The following is a 20,615-nucleotide window of genomic DNA, read 5'->3' as shown; positions in this document are numbered from 1 at the left end:
CTGATCTCGTCCAGGACGAGGTCAGGCACCTGAAAACGGGGTGTGACGCCAGTTACTACGTTGTCGGGTGTTTTCGTTTTCGCTGATGATTTTCTGTTTTTCTCCTGCCAATGGTTTGTCCTGTTCTACGTGTCGTTGTCTGCTGGTTGTCCGGCTTGATCAATGACCGACAACCTGTGCGAGTCCAGATTGTAGGCAACATAAAAGGCGACACAGCGCTTCCTGGTCTGCTTTGAATGTTTAAGCGCACTGGCTTTCAGTAAAGCCTCCGAAACGGCACAAGTGACAAACAGAATCACGTACGCCTCCTTTTCCCGTGGCCTCTGGATTTTTTCCAGCAGCGCTCCAAACTCGACCTCCTTGCTCATCCAGCGTGCATCCACGATGTACAGGTCTTTTATAAACTCCGGTAACTGAAGTTGATGCTGAACAAATACGGTGGTTTGCAGGCCAATCTCCATTGGCGGGTCCTGTGCGCCGCAGGGCGTCCGAGCTGACTGCCGGTCATTCGTTGACGTTTCCAGAGCGGAACTCCCAGAGGACTTCCCGGACGCTTTTTTTTCCGGCCGCCCGGCATCATCCATGACCTTCATGAAGTGTTTGCCCTTTTCAAAGTCGGAAGGCGCATAAAGTGATTTGTAGTTGAAGTTGAGTGTCGCGAAAAAAAGCAAAAGTAAATAAAACGGAAAGCTGATCAGAAACCAGACATAGAGTTCTCTTTCCTCTTGGTCAAGGAAGGGTAGGGAAACGGCTGCCGAAGTTTCAGAGAGCGCTGCAAATATCGCGATAATTGTCATCGGGTTGTTAATTCGTTTTTTATCATGTTCTATATTCATGCTCTATTGTCTTTTCTTGAATGGTTTATGAAAATGCTTTGATGTGGTAGTTGTTGTTGTGTTTTCTTCGATTTTTTTGAGTGCTGGTGGTGCTTTAATGATTGCTCAAAAAATATTATTTGCTGTAAGAGTAATTGGATGCTTGGTGTGTGATATTTCCGGTGTGAATGTTGAGTGCGAAAATATCAGTTACGTTTTAACGAAGGAGTAGAGGCTTATGTTTGTCAGGGCGCGACTGTTCAGGCCGGCTCTCGGAAAATTTTGGTCGTAAATCGATAGAGGCAGCTGCTGGAAAGTGCGACACACTGACGCTGACACAGTTTTCAACTCATTCCGTTCGAGGGATTATTGTAGGAGAAATCCGTGTTGTTTGTAGGGGATGTCTCTTGGTGTGGGTGGCCGGAAGGGACGACATGCCATGGGTGAAACGACTAGGCTATTGTGCGGGCTCTAAAAATTCGAACAGCGAAAATTGGACTTGCCCATGAATAAAGTGCTGATCGTGGATGATCACCCCGTCATTCGTCTTGCGGTACGTATGCTAATGGAACGTCATGGCTACGAAGTTATTGCAGAAACCGATAATGGTGTGGATGCACTGCAACTAGCCCGTGAACTTATGCCGGATATTGTCATTCTGGATATCGGGATTCCGAAGCTGGACGGGTTGGAAGTCATCGCGCGTTTGTCTTCGACCTCAATGCCGATGAAAGTTCTGATCCTGACTTCCCAGGCGCCGGGGCATTTTTCAATGCGTTGCATGCAATCCGGTGCGGCCGGTTATGTCTGCAAACAACAAGACCTGACGGAGTTGCTCAGTGCGATAAAGGCCGTGTTGTCAGGCTACAGTTACTTTCCTAATCAAGCCTTGCATACCGTGCGTTGCAGTTTGGGGAACGCCAGTGAGGCCGATATGGTTGATCGATTGTCGGGGCGGGAAATGATGGTCCTGCAACAGTTGGCCCGAGGAAAGACCAATAAAGAGATTGCCGATGGAATGTTTCTCAGCAATAAAACAGTCAGTACTTACAAGACCCGCCTGTTGCTCAAACTGAATGCGAGGTCTCTGGTCGATTTGATCGAGTTGGCACAACGCAATGGTCTGGTGTGATGACGTAACTGTGCGACAAGGGGCGTCTGCGAGAGTATGGCACTTAAAAAAAGCCTCCGTTTCGGGAGGCTTTCAGGTGTCATAAGTCAAAATCGTAATCGGCCAATTGCTTTTGCAGTCGGCGCTCCTCCAGCAGATTGTCGATGGTGCGGCGTTTGCTCAGATTAGTTTTCGCTACTTCAACCACCGGCTCAGCGTCATCGGTGTCGGCGGTGGTGAAGTCGTCTTCTACGTCCAATTGCTCTTTGCCAGTACTCATTTAGTTACTCCAGGCTAAGAAGGCCTTTGGCGCTCCTTATATCGACAATCTCCCGGCGGGTAAAAAAGATTTTTTCAATCGATAAATCAAAAAACCCAAGAGCGCCTCAATCGTCGGAGGTTTTGTGCTTGTATTCGCACAAGTCCTCGATCCGGCAGCTTCCGCATCGTGGCTTGCGAGCCAGGCAAACATAGCGGCCGTGAAGGATCAGCCAGTGATGGGAGTCGAGCAGGTACTCCTTGGGCACGAATTTCATCAGCTTTTTCTCGACTTCCACCACATTCTTGCCGGGAGCAATGCCGGTCCGGTTGCTGACCCGGAAAATATGCGTGTCGACGGCCATGGTCAGCTGACGGAATGCCGTATTGAGTACCACATTCGCAGTTTTGCGGCCGACACCGGGCAGCGCCTCAAGCTCTTCGCGCGTTTGTGGCACTTCACCGGTGTGGCGCTCGACTAGCAAGCGGCAGGTCTCGATCACGTTTTTCGCTTTGCTGTTGTACAGGCCGATGGTCTTGATGTACTCCGACAGCCCTTCGACACCCAGGGCATGGATCGCTGCCGGGGTATTGGCGATCGGGAACAGCTTGGCTGTGGCCTTGTTGACGCCGACATCGGTCGACTGCGCCGAGAGAATCACGGCAATCAGCAATTCGAACGGTGAGGAATAGGCCAGTTCGGTCTTTGGTTCCGGGTTGTCCTCGTGCAGCCTGCGGAAAATTTCCAGACGTTTTGCGGCATTCATGGGCAGTACGTTTCCTCGAAGACGATCAATGTGTGGACTTGGGTCGCCAAGCCTGCCAGGCGGCGATCAGCAGTCCGAGCAGAATGAACCCGCCAGGGACCAATGTGGCCAGGCGCAGACCGCCATCCGCCATCAGCACCCAGCCTTGCCAGTCAGCTTGCGTTGTGCCGGTCAGCCACGACAAGTGGCTTCCAAGTGTCCCGTTGCCGATGAGTTCGCGCAGCAGGCCCAGCGCGATCATCAGAGTGGCAAACAGGCCATTGAGTCGCAGGCGTTGGCGCCAGCCGTTCTGAAAGAACCCGGTGTGCTCGAGTACGACGCATTGCAAGGCGATCAAGGCGCCATAAAACCCCAGATGCTGCTGCCACTGTAGCGACCAGGCCTGTGCCATGAGTTCCGCGCAACTGGTGAGCGTGGCCGCCAACAGGATGCTGGCCAGCAAGCGGGTCGCCGGGACCAGTCGGGATCGCAGGGCGCCCATGGCCAGACTGAACAACTGGGTCACCACCATGAACATCAGGCACAGGCCAAGTGCGGCCATCAGCGACTCGGTAGCGCCGATCAGCGGCGTCAGCATCAAGGCGTTGCGCGGAGTCGATGAGTTATCCATGGGCAGGGTTTCCGAGCAGTTGTTGCCGGTGTTCATCGAAGTAGCGCAACGCATCGTGGACGGCATTGATCACCGCCCTTGAGGTGATAGTCGCACCAGCGATCTGATCGAACTGCCCCTGATCCTTTTTCAACGCCCAGCCACTGTCGCCCGGTTCTGTTCGAGACTTGCCGGAAAAAACCTGAAGCCAGGTATTGGGCCAGTCGGCGATCCGCGCACCCAGTCCTGGGGTTTCCGACTGTTTGAGGGTTTTGACGCCCAGCAACCTGCCATTGGCGTCGACAGCGATCAACAGGTCGATGGCACCAGCGTAGCCAAGGGTTTGACTGCGCAGCAATACCGCGACGGGTTGATCGGTTTTGGTCGCCAGATAACCCCCGAGCAAGGTGCTGTTGGCCAAGGCGGTTGCTTCGAGATTTATGGGGTGTTCGAGTGGTTGATTGTCGTAGCTGTCTGACGGGATCAGGTCCAGCAGATTACGGCTGTCGATCAGGCGCTGTTCGGCTGCAATGCGCGGCGCGCTGCCGAGCTGCACGAAGTACGTCACACCAAGGCCCAGTGCGGTCAAAAGCACCAGAAGCGCGATGCTTGACGTCCGGCTCATGGTGCCTCCGGCTGTTGTCTGGCCGCCACGAACCGCTCCAGTGCCGGCACGCACAGGTTCATCAACAGCACGGCAAAGGCGATGCCGTCCGGATAGCCGCCCCAGGTACGAATCAGATAAGTCAGCAGTCCGACGCCAGCGCCGAACAGCAGTCGCGCGCCAGGGCTTCTGGCGCCGGACACCGGTTCGGTGATGATGAAGAACGCCCCCAGCATGGTCGCGCCGCTCAGCAGATGAAACAGCGGTGAACCATGGGAGTCGGAGCCCGAACCGTTCCAGCACAGCAGGCTGATGACGAACAGGCTGGCCAGCATGCCGACTGGTGCATGCCAGCTGATCACCTTTCGTTGCAGGAGAAACATTCCACCCGCCACAAAGGCCAGGTTCAGCCATTCCACCCCTCGGCCGCCAAAGTGGCCGAATGCCGGGTTGCCGGCAAACAGTTCATCCATGGTCAGGCTTTTGTTGATCCGCAGACTGTCCAGTGCCGTGGCCTGTACCCATGCATCCGGCGCCTGGCCGACACCGAACACTTGCTGCAAGCCACCCAGCAGATCCATGCCATGGGAGGATGGCCAATGGGTCATTGATTGGGGAAAGGTCACCAGCACCAGAGCAAAACCGAGCATCGCCGGGTTGAAGGGATTCGAGCCGACGCCGCCATACAAGTGCTTGCCAAACACCATCGCAAAAGCGGCAGCACTGAGGGTCAGCCACCATGGGCAGTAAGGTGGTAGCGCCAAAGCCAGCAAGGTGGCACTGACCAACGCGCTACCGTCACTCAGGGTTGGTCGCAGCGGCCGCTTGCGCCATTGCACAACGGCGGCCTCGACGGCCAGCGCAGCAGCGGCCGCCAGAACCAGATTGATCAACACGCCCCAGCCGTACAGCCAGAACGCCACCAGCATTCCCGGCAGCGTGGCCAACAGCACCAGTTTCATGGCTTGTTGCAGGCGATCATCAACCGCTTCAAGGGTTGGCATGGGCGTCCACCTGGCGTTCGGCTTCGCCGAGTGCGCGCTCCAGGGCTTCGATTTGTTCCGCCGGTGCTTCACTGGCCTGAGCCTTCTTGAGTTCGGCGCGGCGCATGGCCAACTGGATCTTGGCCCGTTTCAGATCGGCATCATTTGACGACACCGCTGCGACCGTCGGCGCAGGGGCTGGTGGGGCGATGCTTTCCAGTTGCGCCAGGTTTTGTTCGGCGGCTTCGAACTGCTGTTGCAGGACGATCAACTGCGATTGCTGTTCGAAGGTCGGTGGATGCCCGAAGGCCTTCAGCGATTTGTGCAGTTGCGCCCGACTCATCGCCACATCGATTTTCGCCTTTTTCAGCGCGGCATCGGCATTGGCAGCTTTCTGTGCGCGGACACGCTCGAGAGCGGCCTGCACCGGGTCGACTGCCGCTTCGGCAGGTTGCGCGGCTCGCTGCCTTGCCTGGCGTTCGGCGATTTTCTGTTGTTCTTCGCGCTGCAAGCGCGCGTTGCGTTGTTCGAAGCGGCGCCGTGCGTGATCGCGCTTGAGGGTGCGGGCCTGCCGCGCTTGCGGTGTGAGGGCCAGGCCCCCGACAACGGGCAGTACCGTGTCCGGCGGCAGCGGGCGCATTTCGATGCAGTCCACCGGGCACGGTGCCACGCAAAGATCGCAACCGGTGCACTCATCGATGATCACCGTGTGCATCAGTTTGGCCGCACCGACAATGGCATCGACCGGACAGGCCTGAATGCACTTGGTGCAACCAATACACTCGGCTTCGCGGATATAGGCGATCTGCGCAGGTGCCGAGCCGCGAGTGATGTCCAGTTCCAGCAGCGGCACCTTCAGCAACTCGGCCAGGGCCGCGATGGTTTCGTTGCCACCGGGCGGACACTTGTTGATCGGCTCACCGCTGGCGATGCCTTCGGCGTACGGCTTGCACCCGGGGTGGCCGCATTTGCCGCATTGGGTTTGCGGCAAGAGTGCGTCGATGCGTTGAATCAGACTCATGTTTTGATCAGTCCGCTGAATCCGAGAAAAGCCACAGCGATCAGGCCTGCACCAATCAGGTCGATCGGCAAGCCGCGAAAGGGCAGGGGAACATCGTTGTCGGCCGTGCGTTCACGCAAATCAGCGAACAGGCTCAACACCAGCCAGAAACCCAGCCCTGCACCGAGGCTCAAGGCTGTGGCGTGAAAGAAACCCTTGTCTTGCTGAGCATTGAGCAAGGCTACGCCGAGCACGCCGGCATTGCCCAGCAGCAACGGCCAGAGGCCTTCAAACGGCAGTGTCGAAAACAACCGCGCCAGCAACTTCAGCAACGGGCTGATCAGCAGCACGCTCAATGGCAGAAACACAAACAGGCGCAGCGGCGTCAATTGCAGCGGCACCAGCAGCCAGTGATAGAGCGCGTAGCCGAGCATGCCCACGACCAGCATCAGGCACGTCGTCGCAATGCCCAAGGCATGGACTTGACGGCGCTGGCTGCCCAACAGCGGATCGACGCCCAGCGGCCAGTGCAACACGACGTTGTTGATCAAGGCTGCACTGATGAGCGTAAGCAGTGTTTCGGTCATGATCGTCCATATCCGATGCTGGATAACTCCTACAAGATGAAGCCAGACCTGAAAGACAGTATGGGCCAGACATGAAAATCCCACAGTCGCGCCAGGCACGACTGTGGGATCGGTTTTGCGCAGGCCTTACTTGATGCGCTGACCAGGCTTGGCGCCGCTGTCAGGGCTGAGCAGGTAGATTTCTTCGCCACCAGGGCCGGCGGCCATCACCATTCCTTCGGAGATGCCGAACTTCATTTTCCGTGGCTTGAGGTTGGCGATCATCATGGTCAGGCGACCATTGAGCTTGGACGGGTCCGGGTAGGCACTCTTGATCCCGGAGAACACGTTGCGTTGCTCGTCACCGATGTCGAGGGTCAGGCGCAACAGCTTGTCGGCGCCTTCCACGTGTTCGGCCTTGACGATCAGAGCGACTCGCAGGTCGACGGCGGCAAAGGTGTCGAACTCGATTTCCGGTGACAGCGGATCCTTGGCCAGTTCGCCATTGCCGGCGGGTGCGGCTGCGCCGGTGTCGGTCTGGCTGGCGGTCAGGTCTTCCTTCGAGGCGTCGGTCATGGCTTGTACCTTGACCGGGTCAATGCGGGTCATCAGCGGCTTGAACTCGTTCAACTGGTGATTGCTGAGCAAGGTCGCGTGGTCGTTCCAGGTCAGCGGCGCGACGTTGAGGAACGCCTCGGCGTCGGCGGCCAGCAGCGGCAGTACAGGCTTGAGGAAGATCACCAGTTGGCGGAACAGGTTGACTCCGGTGGCACAGATGGCCTGGACTTCATCCTGCTTGCCTTCCTGTTTGTTCAGCGACCACGGTGCCTTGTCGGCGATCCAGGCGTTGGCGCGGTCGGCCAGGCCCATGATCTCGCGCATGGCGCGGGCGAAGTCGCGGGCTTCATAGGCGTCGGCGATGCTCGGCGCGGCGGCCAGGAAGGCTTCGGTCAGTTCAGGCGCGGCGTTGGTGTCGACCATCACGCCGGCATTGCCCTTGTTGATGAAACCGGCGCAACGGCTGGCGATGTTGACGACCTTGCCCACCAGGTCGGAGTTGACCTTCTGCACGAAGTCCTCGAGGTTCAGGTCGAGGTCGTCTACGCCACGGCCCAGCTTGGCCGCGTAGTAGTAGCGCAGGTATTCCGGCGACAGGTGATCAAGGTAAGTGCGGGCCTTGATGAAGGTGCCACGGGACTTGGACATTTTCTGGCCGTTGACGGTCAGGTAGCCGTGCACGTTGATCCCGGTCGGCTTGCGGTAGCCTGCGCCTTCGAGCATGGCTGGCCAGAACAGGGCGTGGAAGTTGACGATGTCCTTGCCGATGAAATGGTACAGCTCGGCGGTGGAGTCCTTGCCCCAGAACGCATCGAAGTCCAGCTCCGGCGTACGGTTGCACAGGTTCTTGAAGCTGGCCATGTAGCCGATCGGCGCATCCAGCCACACGTAGAAGTATTTGCCCGGCTCGTCGGGGATTTCAAAACCAAAGTACGGCGCATCGCGGGAGATGTCCCACTGTTGCAGGCCGGCGTCCAGCCATTCGGCGATCTTGTTGGCCACGGCATCCTGCAGGGTGCCGCTGCGGGTCCAGGTTTGCAGCATTTGCTGGAAGTCTGGCAGCTTGAAGAAGAAGTGCTGGGAATCCTTGAGCACCGGGGTGGCGCCGGAGATTGCCGACTTCGGATCCTTCAGGTCGGTTGGCGCGTAAGTCGCGCCGCATTTTTCGCAGTTGTCGCCGTACTGGTCTTCGGTGCCGCATTTCGGGCAGGTACCCTTGATGAAGCGGTCGGCCAGGAACATTTTCTTTTCCGGGTCGAAGTACTGGGTGATCGAGCGCGTGGCGATGTGCCCGGCGTCACGCAGCTTCAGGTAGATCTGGCTCGACAGCTCACGGTTTTCTTCGGCGTGAGTGGAGTGGAAGTTATCGAAATCCACCAGAAAGTCGGCAAAGTCGGCGCTGTGTTCAGCCTGGACGTTGGCGATCAGTTGTTCCGGGGTGATGCCTTCCTTTTCCGCGCGCAGCATGATCGCCGAACCGTGGGCGTCGTCGGCGCAGACATAGATGCATTGATTGCCGCGGTGCTTCTGGAAGCGCACCCACATATCGGTCTGGATGTATTCCAGCATATGGCCGAGGTGAATCGAACCATTGGCATAGGGCAGGGCGCTGGTGACGAGGATCTTGCGTGGCTCGGACATGGGGCTCGGCTACTTGATGAAACGGAGGTCGGCCACTATAAAGCGCCGGCGCATATTTTTCACCTTGTGAGCCTGTTTCATTGGATGTGCGGACAGAAAAGATCGCAGCCTGCGGCAGCTCCTACAGGGAATCGGCGTACATCTGTAGGAGCTGCCGCAGGCTGCGATCTTTTGAGCATCCCGCCAAACGATCAGAACAGGTACGATACCCGTTATCTTTTCCAGTCCTGTTTTCGGAGTTGCCCATGAGCGCCGTCAATCGCGCAGCGGTAGAAGCCGTCCTTCGCCAATACACCGACCCATACCTGAACCAGGACCCGGTCAGCGCCGGGTGCGTGCGCAACATCGAGATCCAGGGTGACCGCGTTAGCGTTCAGCTTGAATTGGGATACGCCGCCGGCCTGTTCAAGAGTGGTTGGGCACAAATGCTGGAAATGGCTATTCAGGGGCTGGATGGCGTAGCCAGTGCCAAGGTCGACATCACCAGCGTGATTGCCGCACACAAGGCTCAGGCACAGATTCCGGGCCTGGCCAACGTCAAGAACGTGGTGGCTGTCGCGTCCGGCAAGGGCGGCGTGGGTAAATCCACCACCGCGGCCAACCTTGCGTTGGCACTGGCCCGCGAAGGCGCCAAGGTCGGGATTCTCGACGCGGACATCTACGGTCCGAGCCAAGGCATCATGTTCGGCATCCCTGAGCGCACCCGTCCAGAGGTCAAGGACCAGAAGTGGTTCGTGCCGCTCAAGTCCCATGGTGTCGAGGTCATGTCCATGGCCTTCCTCACCGATGACAACACACCGATGGTCTGGCGTGGTCCGATGGTCTCCGGCGCCTTGCTGCAATTGGTGACGCAGACTGCGTGGGGCGACCTGGACTACCTGGTCATCGACATGCCGCCAGGCACCGGTGACATCCAGCTGACCCTGGCGCAGAAAGTGCCTGTGGCCGGTGCGGTCATCGTTACCACTCCGCAGGACCTGGCATTGCTGGACGCGCGCAAGGGCGTGGAAATGTTCCGCAAGGTCAACATTCCGGTGCTGGGCGTGGTGGAAAACATGGCCGTGCACATCTGCTCCAATTGCGGACATGCCGAGCATCTGTTCGGTGAGGGCGGTGGGGTGAAACTGGCCAACCAGTATGGCGTCGAACTGCTGGCCTCGTTGCCGCTGTCGATGGTCATCCGCGAGCAGGCCGATGGCGGCAAGCCAACGGTGATCGCCGAGCCTGACAGCCAGATCGCCATGGTCTACCAGGAACTGGCTCGCCATGTCGGTGCACGGATCGTATTGCAGGAAGCGTTGACGCCGGCGATGCCGAATATCAGCGTCAGCGACGATTGATCCCGGTCGCCTGTTAAAAGATCGCAGCCTGCGGCAGCTCCTACATGGGATTGATGTTCACCCTGTAGGAGCTGCCGCAGGCTGCGATCTTTTGATCTTGCTTTAGATCCGCAACCCGCCATCCATCTCCAGAATCCGACCGGTGTAATAGTCGTTCTCGAAGATGTAAGCCGCCGAATGGGCGATTTCCTCAGGTTTGCCCATACGCTTGAGCGGAATACCGGTGGTCATTTTCTCCAGCGCTTCAGGTTTCATCCCCAGAGTCATTTCGGTTTCGATGAAGCCCGGTGCAATGCCGGCGACGCGAATGCCGTAGCGCGCCAGTTCCCTGGCCCAGGTCACGGTCGCCGCCGCAACACCGGCCTTGGCCGCCGAGTAGTTGGTCTGGCCGACGTTGCCGGCGCGGGAAATCGACGAGATATTGATGATCGCGCCGCTGTTGTTCAGCTCGACCATCTTCGCCGCGACTTCACGGGTGCACAGGAACACGCCGGTCAGGTTGACGTCGATGACCGCCTGCCACTGGGCCAGGCTCATCTTGGTCATTTCGCCATCCTTGACCTTGAGCAACAGACCGTCGCGCAGGATCCCTGCGTTGTTGATCAAACCATGGATCGCGCCGAAGTCTTCAGCGACCTGGGCAACCATGTGGGTCACTTGTTCTTCGTTGGCCACGTTGCACAGGTAGGCGCGGGCCTCGACACCTTGGGCCTTGCAGGCCGCGACGGCGTCGTCGAGTTTTTCCTGGTTCAGGTCCACCAGCGCGAGTCTCGCGCCAAGGCCTGCGAAATACTCGGCCATGGAGCGGCCTAAACCCTGGCAACCGCCCGTGATAATGATTACTTTGTCAGTGAGTTGCATTCGCATGCCCCCGGTAGCAGGTCTGAGTGTTTCCTTGTAGAGAGCCTCTCGATCTGCGCCTGACGTGGCCCGGCTGCACATGAGAACTGCCCCGATGGCGTGCTGGGACTTTCACCAGCAGCTCGTCCGTTTTTATGACGGATTCTATTTAAGGAGTCATAAATTGAGCGTTGAAGCGGCTAAGCATGCACGAGAATTGCTCCTCAAGGAATACCGTGGGGTGCTCTCGACGCACTCCAAATCGATGCCCGGTTTTCCGTTCGGCTCCGTGGTTCCGTACTGCCTGGACGAGCTGGGCCGGCCGCTGATCCTGATCAGCCGCATCGCCCAGCACACTCATAATCTGCAGAAAGATCCGAAGTGCTCGCTCTTTGTCGGCGAACGTGGCGCCGAAGATGTCCAGGCCGTTGGTCGACTGACTTACCTGGCTGAGGCGCAGCAGCTCGAAGACGAAGCCGCCATCGAAGCCGCCTCCGAGCGTTACTACCGCTACTTCCCGGAGTCGCAGGGTTATCACCAGGCCCACGATTTCGATTTCTGGGTGCTCAAGCCTGTACGCCACCGTTACATCGGCGGTTTTGGCGCCATTCATTGGGTCAACGACCTGACCCTGGCCAACCCGTTCGCTGGCAAGGCCGAAGTGAGCATGGTCGAGCACATGAACGCCGACCACGCCAAGGCCATTGCCCATTACGTCGAGTTGGCCGGACTGCCGAAAAACGTACCGGCGCAAATGGCCGGTATCGACAGCGAAGGCATGCATCTGCGCATTGGCCAGAGCCTGTACTGGTTGCCGTTTCAAGCGCCTTGTAATACTCCGACACAAGTCCGCGAAGCCTTGGTTTCTCTGGCCCACGCCGAGCATTGGCCGAAAAATGAAGTGGCCGATGCTTGAATTCACGAAACGGCGACGTCATCTAAGGTGAACTGGCAAGGCATTCTTGCGTTGAGGAATCATTTGATGCGCCCTTTTTTGTTGCTCTTTCTGCTGTTCCCGGTGTTAGAGCTGTTCGTATTCGTCAAGGTGGCAGGGTCGATCGGGTTTTTCCCGGCCCTGCTGCTGATCATTCTCGGCTCGATGTTCGGTGTGTTCGTGCTGCGCGTCGCCGGCCTGGCCACGGCCCTGCGTGCCCGTGAGAGCCTGAACCGCGGCGAGCTGCCGGCCCAGACCATGCTCGAAGGCCTGATGCTGGCATTGGCCGGCGGTCTGTTGATTCTTCCCGGTTTCATCAGCGATGTGATCGGCTTGTTCATGCTGCTGCCGTTCAGTCGTCGCCTGCTGGCGGGTAAAATGCGCCAGCGCGCCGAAGAGCAGGCCATGCGTCAGCGAGCGTTCGCCGATGACCTCCAGGCCCGTGGCGGCCCGGCACCTCGCGAGCCGGTGGGCCGCGAGACCAACGTGATCGAAGGCGAGTTCGAACACCGCGATACCAAGTAATACGCACATCGACACGGCGCCTTCGGGTGCCGTGTTCGTTTGCGGGGCAGCGAACTGAAAATTTTTCGCTCCCCGCCCTTGTAATAAGCTTATGCGCCCTTATGTAACGGTCACCGCAAGGTTTCTGGCGATTACGCCAGACAGACTTCCGCGGTTCGCTTGACGAGCCGCAACCGGCACTGCCGGACTTTGTTAAACCCGCCGGGACTACACCGGCCGATGAAAACCACAATTAGGAGAGATCGACAATGAAGCTTCGTCCTCTGCATGACCGCGTCGTCATCCGTCGCAGCGAAGAAGAAAAGAAAACCGCTGGCGGTATCGTCCTGCCAGGTTCGGCTGCTGAAAAAGCCAACAGCGGCGAAATCCTCGCTGTAGGCACCGGCCGCGTACTGGACAACGGTGAAGTGCGCGCACTGGCCGTGAAAGTGGGCGATAAGGTTGTGTTCGGTCCTTACTCCGGCAGCAACACTGTGAAAGTCGACGGCGAAGACCTGCTGGTAATGAGCGAGAACGAAATCCTCGCTGTTATCGAAGGCTGATACCCCCGTTCATTTTCCGCTACTACAAAGTATTTAAGGAATATCGATCATGGCTGCTAAAGAAGTTCTGTTTGGCGATTCCGCCCGCAAGAAAATGCTCAAAGGCGTCAACGTCCTGGCTGACGCAGTAAAAGCGACCCTGGGCCCGAAAGGCCGTAACGTGATCATCGAGAAGAGCTTCGGCGCTCCGACCATCACCAAGGACGGCGTTTCCGTCGCCAAAGAAATCGAACTGGAAGACCGTTTCGAAAACATGGGCGCGCAGCTGGTCAAAGACGTTGCCTCCCGTGCCAACGATGACGCTGGTGACGGTACTACCACCGCTACCGTTCTGGCTCAGTCGATCGTCAACGAAGGCCTGAAAGCCGTCGCTGCCGGCATGAACCCGATGGATCTGAAGCGCGGCATCGACAAGGCGACCATCGCCATCGTCAAAGAGCTGAAAAACCTGTCCAAGCCATGCGCTGACACCAAGGCCATCGCTCAGGTTGGCACCATCTCGGCCAACTCCGACAACTCCATCGGCGACATCATTGCCGAAGCCATGGAAAAAGTCGGTAAAGAAGGCGTGATCACCGTTGAAGAAGGCACTGGCCTGGAAAACGAACTGTCGGTTGTAGAAGGCATGCAGTTCGACCGTGGCTACCTGTCCCCGTACTTCGTCAACAAGCCGGAAACCATGGTTGCCGAGCTGGACAACCCGCTGGTTCTGCTGGTCGACAAAAAGATCTCGAACATCCGCGAAATGCTGCCAGTGCTGGAAGCCGTTGCCAAAGCCGGCCGTCCGCTGCTGATCGTTTCCGAAGACGTTGAAGGCGAAGCCCTGGCGACTCTGGTCGTGAACAACATGCGTGGCATCGTTAAAGTCGCAGCCGTCAAGGCTCCAGGCTTCGGCGACCGCCGCAAGGCCATGCTGCAGGACATCGCCGTTCTGACCGGCGGTACAGTTATCTCCGAAGAGATCGGCCTGAGCCTGGAAGCAGCCACCCTGGAAAACCTGGGCAGCGCCAAGCGCGTGACCATCTCCAAGGAAAACACCATCATCGTTGACGGTGCTGGCGTAGCAGGCGACATCGAGTCCCGCATTGCTCAGATCCGTGCTCAGGTTGCCGAAACTTCCTCGGACTACGACCGTGAAAAACTGCAAGAGCGTCTGGCCAAGCTGTCCGGCGGCGTTGCAGTGATCAAGGTTGGCGCTGGTTCCGAAGTAGAAATGAAAGAGAAAAAAGCCCGCGTTGAAGACGCCCTGCACGCAACCCGTGCAGCCGTTGAAGAAGGCGTGGTACCTGGCGGTGGCGTAGCGCTGATCCGCGCTCTGGAAGCAATCCTCGACCTGAAAGGCGACAACGCCGACCAGGACGTGGGTATCGCCGTACTGCGTCGTGCCATCGAAGCACCGCTGCGTCAGATCGCTGCCAACAGCGGTGACGAGCCAAGCGTTGTGGTCAACGAAGTCAAGAACGGCAAAGGTAACTTCGGTTACAACGCTGCGACTGGCGAATACGGCGACATGATCGAAATGGGTATCCTGGATCCGACCAAGGTCACCCGTTCCGCGTTGCAAGCTGCATCGTCGATCGGCGGTCTGATCCTGACCACCGAAGCTGCTGTTGCTGATGCACCGAAGAAAGACGGCGGTGCTGGCGGCGGTATGCCAGACATGGGCGGTATGGGCGGCATGGGCGGCATGATGTAAGCCAGCCTTACCCCTGTACGAAAAAACCCCGCCTGCGAAAGCAGGCGGGGTTTTTTATCGCCCGGATTTCAGTGGTCACATCGATCCACTGTGGGAGCGAGCTTGCTCGCGATAGCGTCAGGTCAGGCGCTGACCGGTTCAGCCTTTGTCTCGTTCTCAGTCTTGAGTGCAGGCCGATACAGAACGTAGTAATACGACCCCAGACAAATCAGCCAGCAGAACACTGCCGTCCACACGTTGTGCGAGAAGAAGTGCGCGCCCTGCATCATCCGCCCGATGGAGAACACCGAGCCGAGGGCGAAGGCGAAGACAAGCGCTGCGCGAGCCATGCGCGGGCGACGGTCACGCAATACGAAAAACAGGGCAAACAGGGTGAAACCGGTGGCCGCATGGCCTCCGGGCCAGCAACGACCTGGTTTTTCGGTAGCCGGGCGATGACTCAACAATTCGCTGTAGGTCTCGTGACCGCCAAATTGCTCAAGGCTCCAAGGACATTGCACCGCGGTCACCGCTTTCATCGGGGTGACAAAGGAAGTCGCCAGGCCCAGGGACAGCACCAGGCAACCCAGTTCCCGCTTGAACGGTTTGAGCTTGACCATGAAAAACGAGGCAACGTAGACAACGATCGCGAACACCGAGAAGGCAATGACCACTTGCTTGGCGCGGGTATGCAGGATGTTTTCCAGGAAGTAACTGTGCCGTCCGATGAAGTCACCCGCGACCGGGTCGTAGAACAGCTTGGCAAGGTCCATGTCCAGTGAAGTCAGTTCGAGCAACACCAGAATGATCGCCGCAACGGCGGGAACCCCCAGACACACCCAGAAGTTGAGCGGGCGAGGGGCAGGGCGGACAGCGGTTGATGACATGGTGGATCCTGAACAAAGGAAAAAGCCCCGGGGCATCAGCCCGGGGCGATTCGGTTAACGTTCGCCGACTTGACCGGCACCCTCCTTGGGCGCCTTCCAGTCAAGCAGCTGTTGCTTGAAGCCATAACTGGCGGTTTGGTAATAGGTGATGGCGCGGGTAATCAGCGGGTCATCGGCGGTCGACCGGGACTCGCGGCTTTCGGTCAGTGCGTCATCGTGACGACGCAATCCCTGGCGTGGGCTCAAAATTGCCAGGTCCTTGCCGTCAAACAACCCCAGGTGCTGGTAGTTACCAACCACCACGCGTGGCGGCAGCGGGTTGTCCTGCAACAGGTTACGGCCAAAGAACGTCGATTCATAATCCAGATTGAGCAAGCCCAGCAGCGTTGGCGCCAGATCGATCTGGCTGGCCAGCTGTGCCGTTTCCCGAGCTTCGATCAACTTGGGCGCGTAGATGAACAGCGGAATCTGATAGTTGGCGATAGGCAAGTCTTCTTTACCGGCGCTGCCTGCGGTGTGGTCGGCGACAAAGACGAAGATTGTATTGTCAAACCAGGGTTTTTGACGCGCCTGATCGAGAAACTGACCGATGGCGTAGTCGGTGTATTTCACCGCGCCGTCACGGCCGTTGCCGGACTTGATGTCGATCCGGTTGTCCGGATAGGTGTAAGGGCGATGGTTGGACGTCGTCATCAGCTGCAGCAGGAATGGCTGCTGCCTGGCATAGTCGGCATCGGCCAGTTTCAGGGTCTGGTTGTAGAGATCCTCGTCTGCCATGCCCCAGGCATTCTTGAAGTGAATCTCCGACTCCTCGACGCTGCTCTGGTCTACAACGCGATAACCATTGCCACTGAAGAACGCATTCATGTTGTCGAAGTAACCGCGGCCGCCGTAAACAAACACGCTGTCGTAGCCCACGGCATTGAGTTGCTGGCCAAGGCTGGCAAAGCCGCTTTCACGACCCACGCGCTTGACGATCGAGCGACCCGGTGTCGGCGGAATCGCCAGGGTGATGGCTTCCAGGCCGCGGTCGGTGCGGGTGCCGGTGGCGTAGAAGTTATTGAAATACAGGCTCTGCTTGCGCAAGGCATCAAGGTAGGGGGTCAGGTTACGGGTGTCACCGTTGCTGCCCATGTACTTGGCGCTGAAGCTTTCAATGGTGACCAGTACGATGTTGGGCTTGCGCGGTGTGCCCGGGTTATCGATCTGCCGACGGATGTCCTGCGGGTCCTGGCCAACGAAGCGGGCATTGGGTTCTGCCAGTTCGGCGCGAATCTGCTGGGCAACGACTGCCTCCGGCAGCGTTTTGTAGAACTGCGGGTAGTCCAGTTCGTTGTTACGGAACGCGGCGAAGAACTGGTAGGGACCATTGCTCGCCAGTTCGTTCTGATAGGCATTGCCGCCCTGGGCGCGCGGGGCATCCTGGCTGAGCAACTGCATGCTCAGGCCGGCGACGATCAACAAACCGAGAGCATTCAGTAAGCGGCCGCGTAGGGGCGGCAATGGCGCATCAAGTGCGGCGTTGAAGAATTTGCGCAATGCAAGACTCAGGACCACGGCCAGCACGGCGAGAATGCTCAGCAGCGTGCCGATCGGGTATGACTCCAGCAGGTTGTTCAGTACTTCGTCGGAATACACCAGGTAGTCGACGGCGATGAAGTTGAAGCGCACGCCGAATTCATCCCAGAACAGCCACTCGGCCACCGAGGTGAACAGCATCGCGAACAGACTGACGGTCAGCAGACCCTGAAGAAACCAGCGATGGCCACGAGTGCGCCACAAGGCCGGCGGACACAGCAACAGGTAGAGGCCCATGGGCAGCGCTGCGTAAGCGATAAAACCCATGTCGTAAAGCAGGCCGATACCAAACACCGACAGGAAGCCGCTACCGGCCTCATTCAGATGAGTGAGGAGCAGGACTGTTCGAGTCAGAAAAAAAATTGCCAGCCAGGAGCCGGTCACCAGCAGCAAAAAGCGCATGGGTGCCGTCTTCAAATAGTCCATTTTCTATATTCCTTATTATCAATCGCGTGACAGTCTTCACCGCCCGCTGTAGGGAGCGTGTGAATCGATAGTGAAAAACTCGTCAATCATACCTGTTGGTTGAGTGAATTGATCCATGCACAGCCTTCCCCTAGCCGTGGGCCACACTTGGCCTTAAGCTGCGCGGGCCATGACGGCCGTTACTGTGGACGGAGAGATACCCATGCGAATTCTATTGGTTGAAGACAACCGCGATATCCTGGCCAACCTGGCCGATTACCTGGGGCTCAAAGGCTATACCGTGGATTGCGCGCAGGACGGTCTGTCGGGTCTGCATCTGGCGGCCACCGAGCATTACGATTTGATCGTGCTCGATATCATGCTACCCGGCATTGATGGCTATACCCTGTGCAAGCGCCTGCGCGAAGATGCCCGCCGCGAAACGCCGGTGATCATGCTCACGGCCCGCGATCAACTGGATGACCGCCTGCAAGGCTTCAAGTCCGGCGCCGATGACTACCTGATCAAACCGTTCGCCCTGTCTGAGCTGGCGGCGCGTATCGAAGCGGTCATGCGCCGTACCCAGGGCGGCGGGCGGCGGACCTTGCAGGTCGGCGACCTGAGCTATGACCTCGACACCCTGGAAGTCACTCGCGAAGGCCGGTTGCTGAAACTCAACCCGGTCGGCCTGAAGCTGCTGGCCGTGTTGATGCAGAAAAGCCCGCATGTATTGCGCCGTGAAATTCTTGAAGAAGCCCTGTGGGGCGACGACTGCCCGGACAGCGACAGCCTGCGCAGCCATGTCCACCAACTGCGCCAGGTGATCGACAAACCGTTCGCCAAGCCATTGCTGCAAACCGTGCACGGTGTGGGGTATCGCTTGGCCGAGGGGCGTGATGGAGTTTAAGCAGAGCCTTTCTCAACGAATCATCATTGCCTTTGCGCTGATGAGCGCACTGGTGGCGGGTGCCTTTGCCATGGGCATTGTGGCGACCGTGCACCTGGTGGAAGAAAAACTGATTTCGGCAGGTCTGGGTGGCGATTTGCAGCGCCTGTTGCTGATGGACAGTGTCACGGACTGGCGCCATCGTCCCGAACCGGACCAATTGTTCTACTTCAGCAGCGGGCCAGGCGATTTCAGATTGCCCAAGGATTTGCGGCACCTGGAGCCGGGTTTCCATGAAGTGTTCCGTGAAAACCTGTCGTACCACGCCATGGTCGAAATCGTCGACGGCCGACGTTACGTGCTGTTGCAGGACCAGAGCGACTTCGAAGAGCGTGAGCGGGTGCTGTTTGCCGTGGCGCTGGTGGGTTTCGTACTGAGCCTGGTGCTGGCGGTGTTTCTCGGCTGGATCCTGGCACGCAAGGTCATGGCGCCGGTGGTACGGCTGGCCCGCCAGGTACGCCATCGTGATCAACTGCTGGGTTTGGCTCCTCCGTTGGCTCCGGACTATGCCGCTGACGAAGTGGGCGAACTGGCCGTGGCCTTCGACGCCACCCTCGGGCGCTTGCGTCAGGCCTTGACCCGCGAGCGGTTGTTCACCAGCGACGTCAGCCACGAATTGCGTACGCCCCTGATGATATTGGCCAGTTCCTGCGAGTTGTTGCTGGAAAACCCCGGTATCGATCAGCGCGGCCGCGCTCAGGTCGAGCGCATTGCCCGAGCGTGTGAAGAAATGCGTGAGCTGGTGCAAACCTTCCTGATGCTGGCACGTGCCCAACGCGAAGACGCCAGCATGTCGCCGCAACAGTCTCTTAGCCAGGTGGCCGAAGGCCTGCTCGGTCTGTGGCGTGAACCTATCGAAAGCAAAGGGTTGGAGCTGATCTTCGAACCGGGCAACCCCGAGGCCAAGGGCTACAATGCGACGTTCTTGCACGCGGTGATGGGTAACTTGCTGCGCAATGCCTTGCATTACACCGAGCAGGGCTTCATCCGCCTGACCCTGACGGGTACGGGCTTTCTGGTCGAAGACAGTGGCGTGGGCATTCCCGAGGAAAAACGCGAGGCGATGTTCGAACCCTTCGTCCGGGGCACTGAAAAGCGTGGGGAAGGCTTGGGCCTGGGGCTTTCACTGGTGCAGCGGATCTGTGAAAACCAGGGCTGGAGCGTCAGCCTGACAACCATGGAGCCCAACGGCTGCCGTTTTCAGGTGGAGTTGTCGCGAATTTGAACAGTTGAGTCGGGCGTCCAGTAAACCCTATCAATTCTGTAAAGCTCTGTAATACTTCCAGGTTTCCCATTACGAACTTTTCACAAATGGATCACCTGTCAACGACACCACGAAACCTAAGGTGGTTGCTATCAGAAGTTCAGGAGCCCTGATGATGGACGGCCCGATCAAGCTCGATTTCTCCGAAAAGTACGACGATCAACACGCGCAACGTTATCTGCACAAACACCAGGAAGGTCTCGGCCGTCGATTGTCCCATTGGCGTGACGAACAACTGGCGCGCAAGGCGCTGGCCCTGGTTGGCGAGCCTGGCCTGGTCCTCGATTTGCCGTGTGGTGCAGGGCGTTTCTGGCCCTTGCTGGCGGAAAAATCCAACCGCGTGATCATCGGTGCCGATAACTCGCAGTCCATGCTGAAGATCGCAACCCAGGCGCAACCTGCCGACGTGGTGAAACGGGTACAACCCTTGCACACGTCTGCATTCGACATCGCCTTGCCGGACAACGCCGTCGACAGCATTTTTTGCATGCGCTTGCTCCACCACATCGGTGAAGCCGAGCATCGCATGGCTATCTTGCGCGAATTCGAGCGAGTTTCCCGTGACAGCGTGATCCTTTCGCTATGGGTCGATGGCAACTTCAAGGCCTGGAAACGCAAGCGTTCGGAGAAAACCCGTGGGCAGGAAGGTTACCAAAACCGGTTTGTGTTACCGGCCGCTACCGTAGAAAAGGAATTTGAGCAGGCGGGATTCCGCATCCAGGAACAACTGGACTTTTTGCCGCTCTATGCGATGTGGCGAGTTTACGTATTACGCAAGAGGTAACAG

21 protein-coding genes are annotated in these 20,615 nt (G+C 58.1%); 9 read left to right on the top strand and 12 right to left on the bottom strand.

All coding sequences use genetic code 11. The features are described from left to right. Positions 1-125 precede the first annotated feature (125 nt). Complete coding sequence (locus tag AC1DKH_RS10755; RefSeq protein ID WP_477798144.1) at positions 126-836, bottom strand: hypothetical protein; 711 nt, start codon at positions 834-836, stop codon at positions 126-128. 484 nt (positions 837-1,320) lie between these two features. Here AC1DKH_RS10755 and AC1DKH_RS10750 point away from each other — a divergent pair, with 484 nt between their 5' ends. Further along, positions 1,321-1,947, top strand: coding sequence for a response regulator transcription factor (locus tag AC1DKH_RS10750; protein ID WP_008053528.1), 627 nt, complete (start codon positions 1,321-1,323; stop codon positions 1,945-1,947). A 79-nt stretch (positions 1,948-2,026) separates the two neighbouring features. Here AC1DKH_RS10750 and AC1DKH_RS10745 read toward each other — a convergent pair whose 3' ends face one another. The 8 genes from AC1DKH_RS10745 to metG form a co-directional block, all read right to left on the bottom strand. Beyond that, a complete protein-coding gene (locus AC1DKH_RS10745; protein WP_477752698.1) occupies positions 2,027-2,206 on the bottom strand; it encodes a PA3496 family putative envelope integrity protein in 180 nt (59 codons plus the stop codon). 106 nt (positions 2,207-2,312) lie between these two features. Next, positions 2,313-2,951, bottom strand: coding sequence for an endonuclease III (gene nth, locus AC1DKH_RS10740; protein ID WP_477798143.1), 639 nt, complete (start codon positions 2,949-2,951; stop codon positions 2,313-2,315). Between the two features lie 25 nt (positions 2,952-2,976). Continuing rightward, positions 2,977-3,561: an Rnf-Nqr domain containing protein gene (locus AC1DKH_RS10735; RefSeq protein WP_477798142.1), complete on the bottom strand. Its 585-nt coding sequence runs from the start codon at positions 3,559-3,561 to the stop codon at positions 2,977-2,979. Next, positions 3,554-4,165: an RnfABCDGE type electron transport complex subunit G gene (locus AC1DKH_RS10730; RefSeq protein WP_477752695.1), complete on the bottom strand. Its 612-nt coding sequence runs from the start codon at positions 4,163-4,165 to the stop codon at positions 3,554-3,556. The genes AC1DKH_RS10735 and AC1DKH_RS10730 overlap by 8 nt, the downstream gene beginning before the upstream one ends. Next, complete coding sequence (locus tag AC1DKH_RS10725) at positions 4,162-5,148, bottom strand: RnfABCDGE type electron transport complex subunit D (RefSeq protein WP_477798141.1); 987 nt, start codon at positions 5,146-5,148, stop codon at positions 4,162-4,164. The genes AC1DKH_RS10730 and AC1DKH_RS10725 overlap by 4 nt, the downstream gene beginning before the upstream one ends. Then, positions 5,135-6,148, bottom strand: a complete 1,014-nt coding sequence (rsxB, locus tag AC1DKH_RS10720; RefSeq protein ID WP_477798140.1) for an electron transport complex subunit RsxB — start codon at positions 6,146-6,148, stop codon at positions 5,135-5,137. The genes AC1DKH_RS10725 and rsxB overlap by 14 nt, the downstream gene beginning before the upstream one ends. After that, on the bottom strand, positions 6,145-6,714 hold the full coding sequence (locus tag AC1DKH_RS10715) for an electron transport complex protein RnfA (RefSeq protein ID WP_477798139.1): 570 nt from the start codon (positions 6,712-6,714) through the stop codon (positions 6,145-6,147). The genes rsxB and AC1DKH_RS10715 overlap by 4 nt, the downstream gene beginning before the upstream one ends. Positions 6,715-6,840: 126 nt before the next feature. Next, positions 6,841-8,892, bottom strand: coding sequence for a methionine--tRNA ligase (gene metG / locus AC1DKH_RS10710; protein WP_477798138.1), 2,052 nt, complete (start codon positions 8,890-8,892; stop codon positions 6,841-6,843). Positions 8,893-9,137: 245 nt separating this feature from the next. On the opposite strand from metG, the gene apbC reads away from it, so the two are divergent. Beyond that, entirely contained in the window at positions 9,138-10,232 is a 1,095-nt protein-coding gene (gene apbC / locus AC1DKH_RS10705) for an iron-sulfur cluster carrier protein ApbC (protein ID WP_477752691.1), read from the top strand. Positions 10,233-10,334: 102 nt separating this feature from the next. Here the strand turns inward: apbC and AC1DKH_RS10700 are convergent, their stop codons facing one another. Then, positions 10,335-11,093 carry an SDR family oxidoreductase gene (locus tag AC1DKH_RS10700; RefSeq protein WP_477752690.1) on the bottom strand — a complete coding sequence of 253 codons (759 nt, stop codon included), beginning with the start codon at positions 11,091-11,093 and terminating at the stop codon, positions 10,335-10,337. 163 nt (positions 11,094-11,256) lie between these two features. On the opposite strand from AC1DKH_RS10700, the gene AC1DKH_RS10695 reads away from it, so the two are divergent. The 4 genes from AC1DKH_RS10695 (at position 11,257) to groL (ending at position 14,769) form a co-directional block, all read left to right on the top strand. Continuing rightward, positions 11,257-11,988, top strand: a complete 732-nt coding sequence (locus tag AC1DKH_RS10695; protein WP_477762717.1) for a HugZ family pyridoxamine 5'-phosphate oxidase — start codon at positions 11,257-11,259, stop codon at positions 11,986-11,988. Positions 11,989-12,054: 66 nt separating this feature from the next. Beyond that, entirely contained in the window at positions 12,055-12,531 is a 477-nt protein-coding gene (locus AC1DKH_RS10690) for an FxsA family protein (protein ID WP_477798137.1), read from the top strand. Positions 12,532-12,779: 248 nt separating this feature from the next. Beyond that, positions 12,780-13,073, top strand: coding sequence for a co-chaperone GroES (locus tag AC1DKH_RS10685; protein WP_047532658.1), 294 nt, complete (start codon positions 12,780-12,782; stop codon positions 13,071-13,073). Between the two features lie 49 nt (positions 13,074-13,122). Then, positions 13,123-14,769: a chaperonin GroEL gene (gene groL, locus AC1DKH_RS10680; protein WP_150728305.1), complete on the top strand. Its 1,647-nt coding sequence runs from the start codon at positions 13,123-13,125 to the stop codon at positions 14,767-14,769. A 122-nt stretch (positions 14,770-14,891) separates the two neighbouring features. On the opposite strand, the gene AC1DKH_RS10675 is transcribed toward groL, so the two are convergent. Both AC1DKH_RS10675 and AC1DKH_RS10670 read right to left on the bottom strand, forming a co-directional pair. Continuing rightward, positions 14,892-15,635, bottom strand: coding sequence for a phosphatase PAP2 family protein (locus tag AC1DKH_RS10675; RefSeq protein ID WP_477798136.1), 744 nt, complete (start codon positions 15,633-15,635; stop codon positions 14,892-14,894). Positions 15,636-15,689: 54 nt separating this feature from the next. Further along, positions 15,690-17,639 carry an LTA synthase family protein gene (locus AC1DKH_RS10670; RefSeq protein WP_477798135.1) on the bottom strand — a complete coding sequence of 650 codons (1,950 nt, stop codon included), beginning with the start codon at positions 17,637-17,639 and terminating at the stop codon, positions 15,690-15,692. Positions 17,640-17,841: 202 nt separating this feature from the next. Between AC1DKH_RS10670 and colR the strand changes: the two genes are divergently transcribed. The 3 genes from colR to AC1DKH_RS10655 all read left to right on the top strand — a co-directional run bounded on the left by colR (position 17,842) and on the right by AC1DKH_RS10655 (position 20,612). Beyond that, positions 17,842-18,525, top strand: coding sequence for a two-component system response regulator ColR (colR, locus tag AC1DKH_RS10665; RefSeq protein ID WP_007985839.1), 684 nt, complete (start codon positions 17,842-17,844; stop codon positions 18,523-18,525). Continuing rightward, the gene (locus AC1DKH_RS10660; protein ID WP_477798134.1) at positions 18,515-19,789 is read left to right on the top strand and encodes a sensor histidine kinase; all 1,275 of its coding nucleotides are present in this window, start codon (positions 18,515-18,517) and stop codon (positions 19,787-19,789) included. The genes colR and AC1DKH_RS10660 overlap by 11 nt, the downstream gene beginning before the upstream one ends. A gap of 154 nt (positions 19,790-19,943) precedes the next feature. After that, positions 19,944-20,612 carry a class I SAM-dependent methyltransferase gene (locus AC1DKH_RS10655; RefSeq protein ID WP_477752704.1) on the top strand — a complete coding sequence of 223 codons (669 nt, stop codon included), beginning with the start codon at positions 19,944-19,946 and terminating at the stop codon, positions 20,610-20,612. The last annotated feature ends 3 nt before the right edge of the window (positions 20,613-20,615 follow it).

It is taken from the genome of Pseudomonas sp. 05L36 (assembly GCF_056398125.1).
The sequence above is the reverse complement of the archived record's forward strand: the minus strand, read 5'-3'. Positions and strand labels throughout refer to the sequence as shown.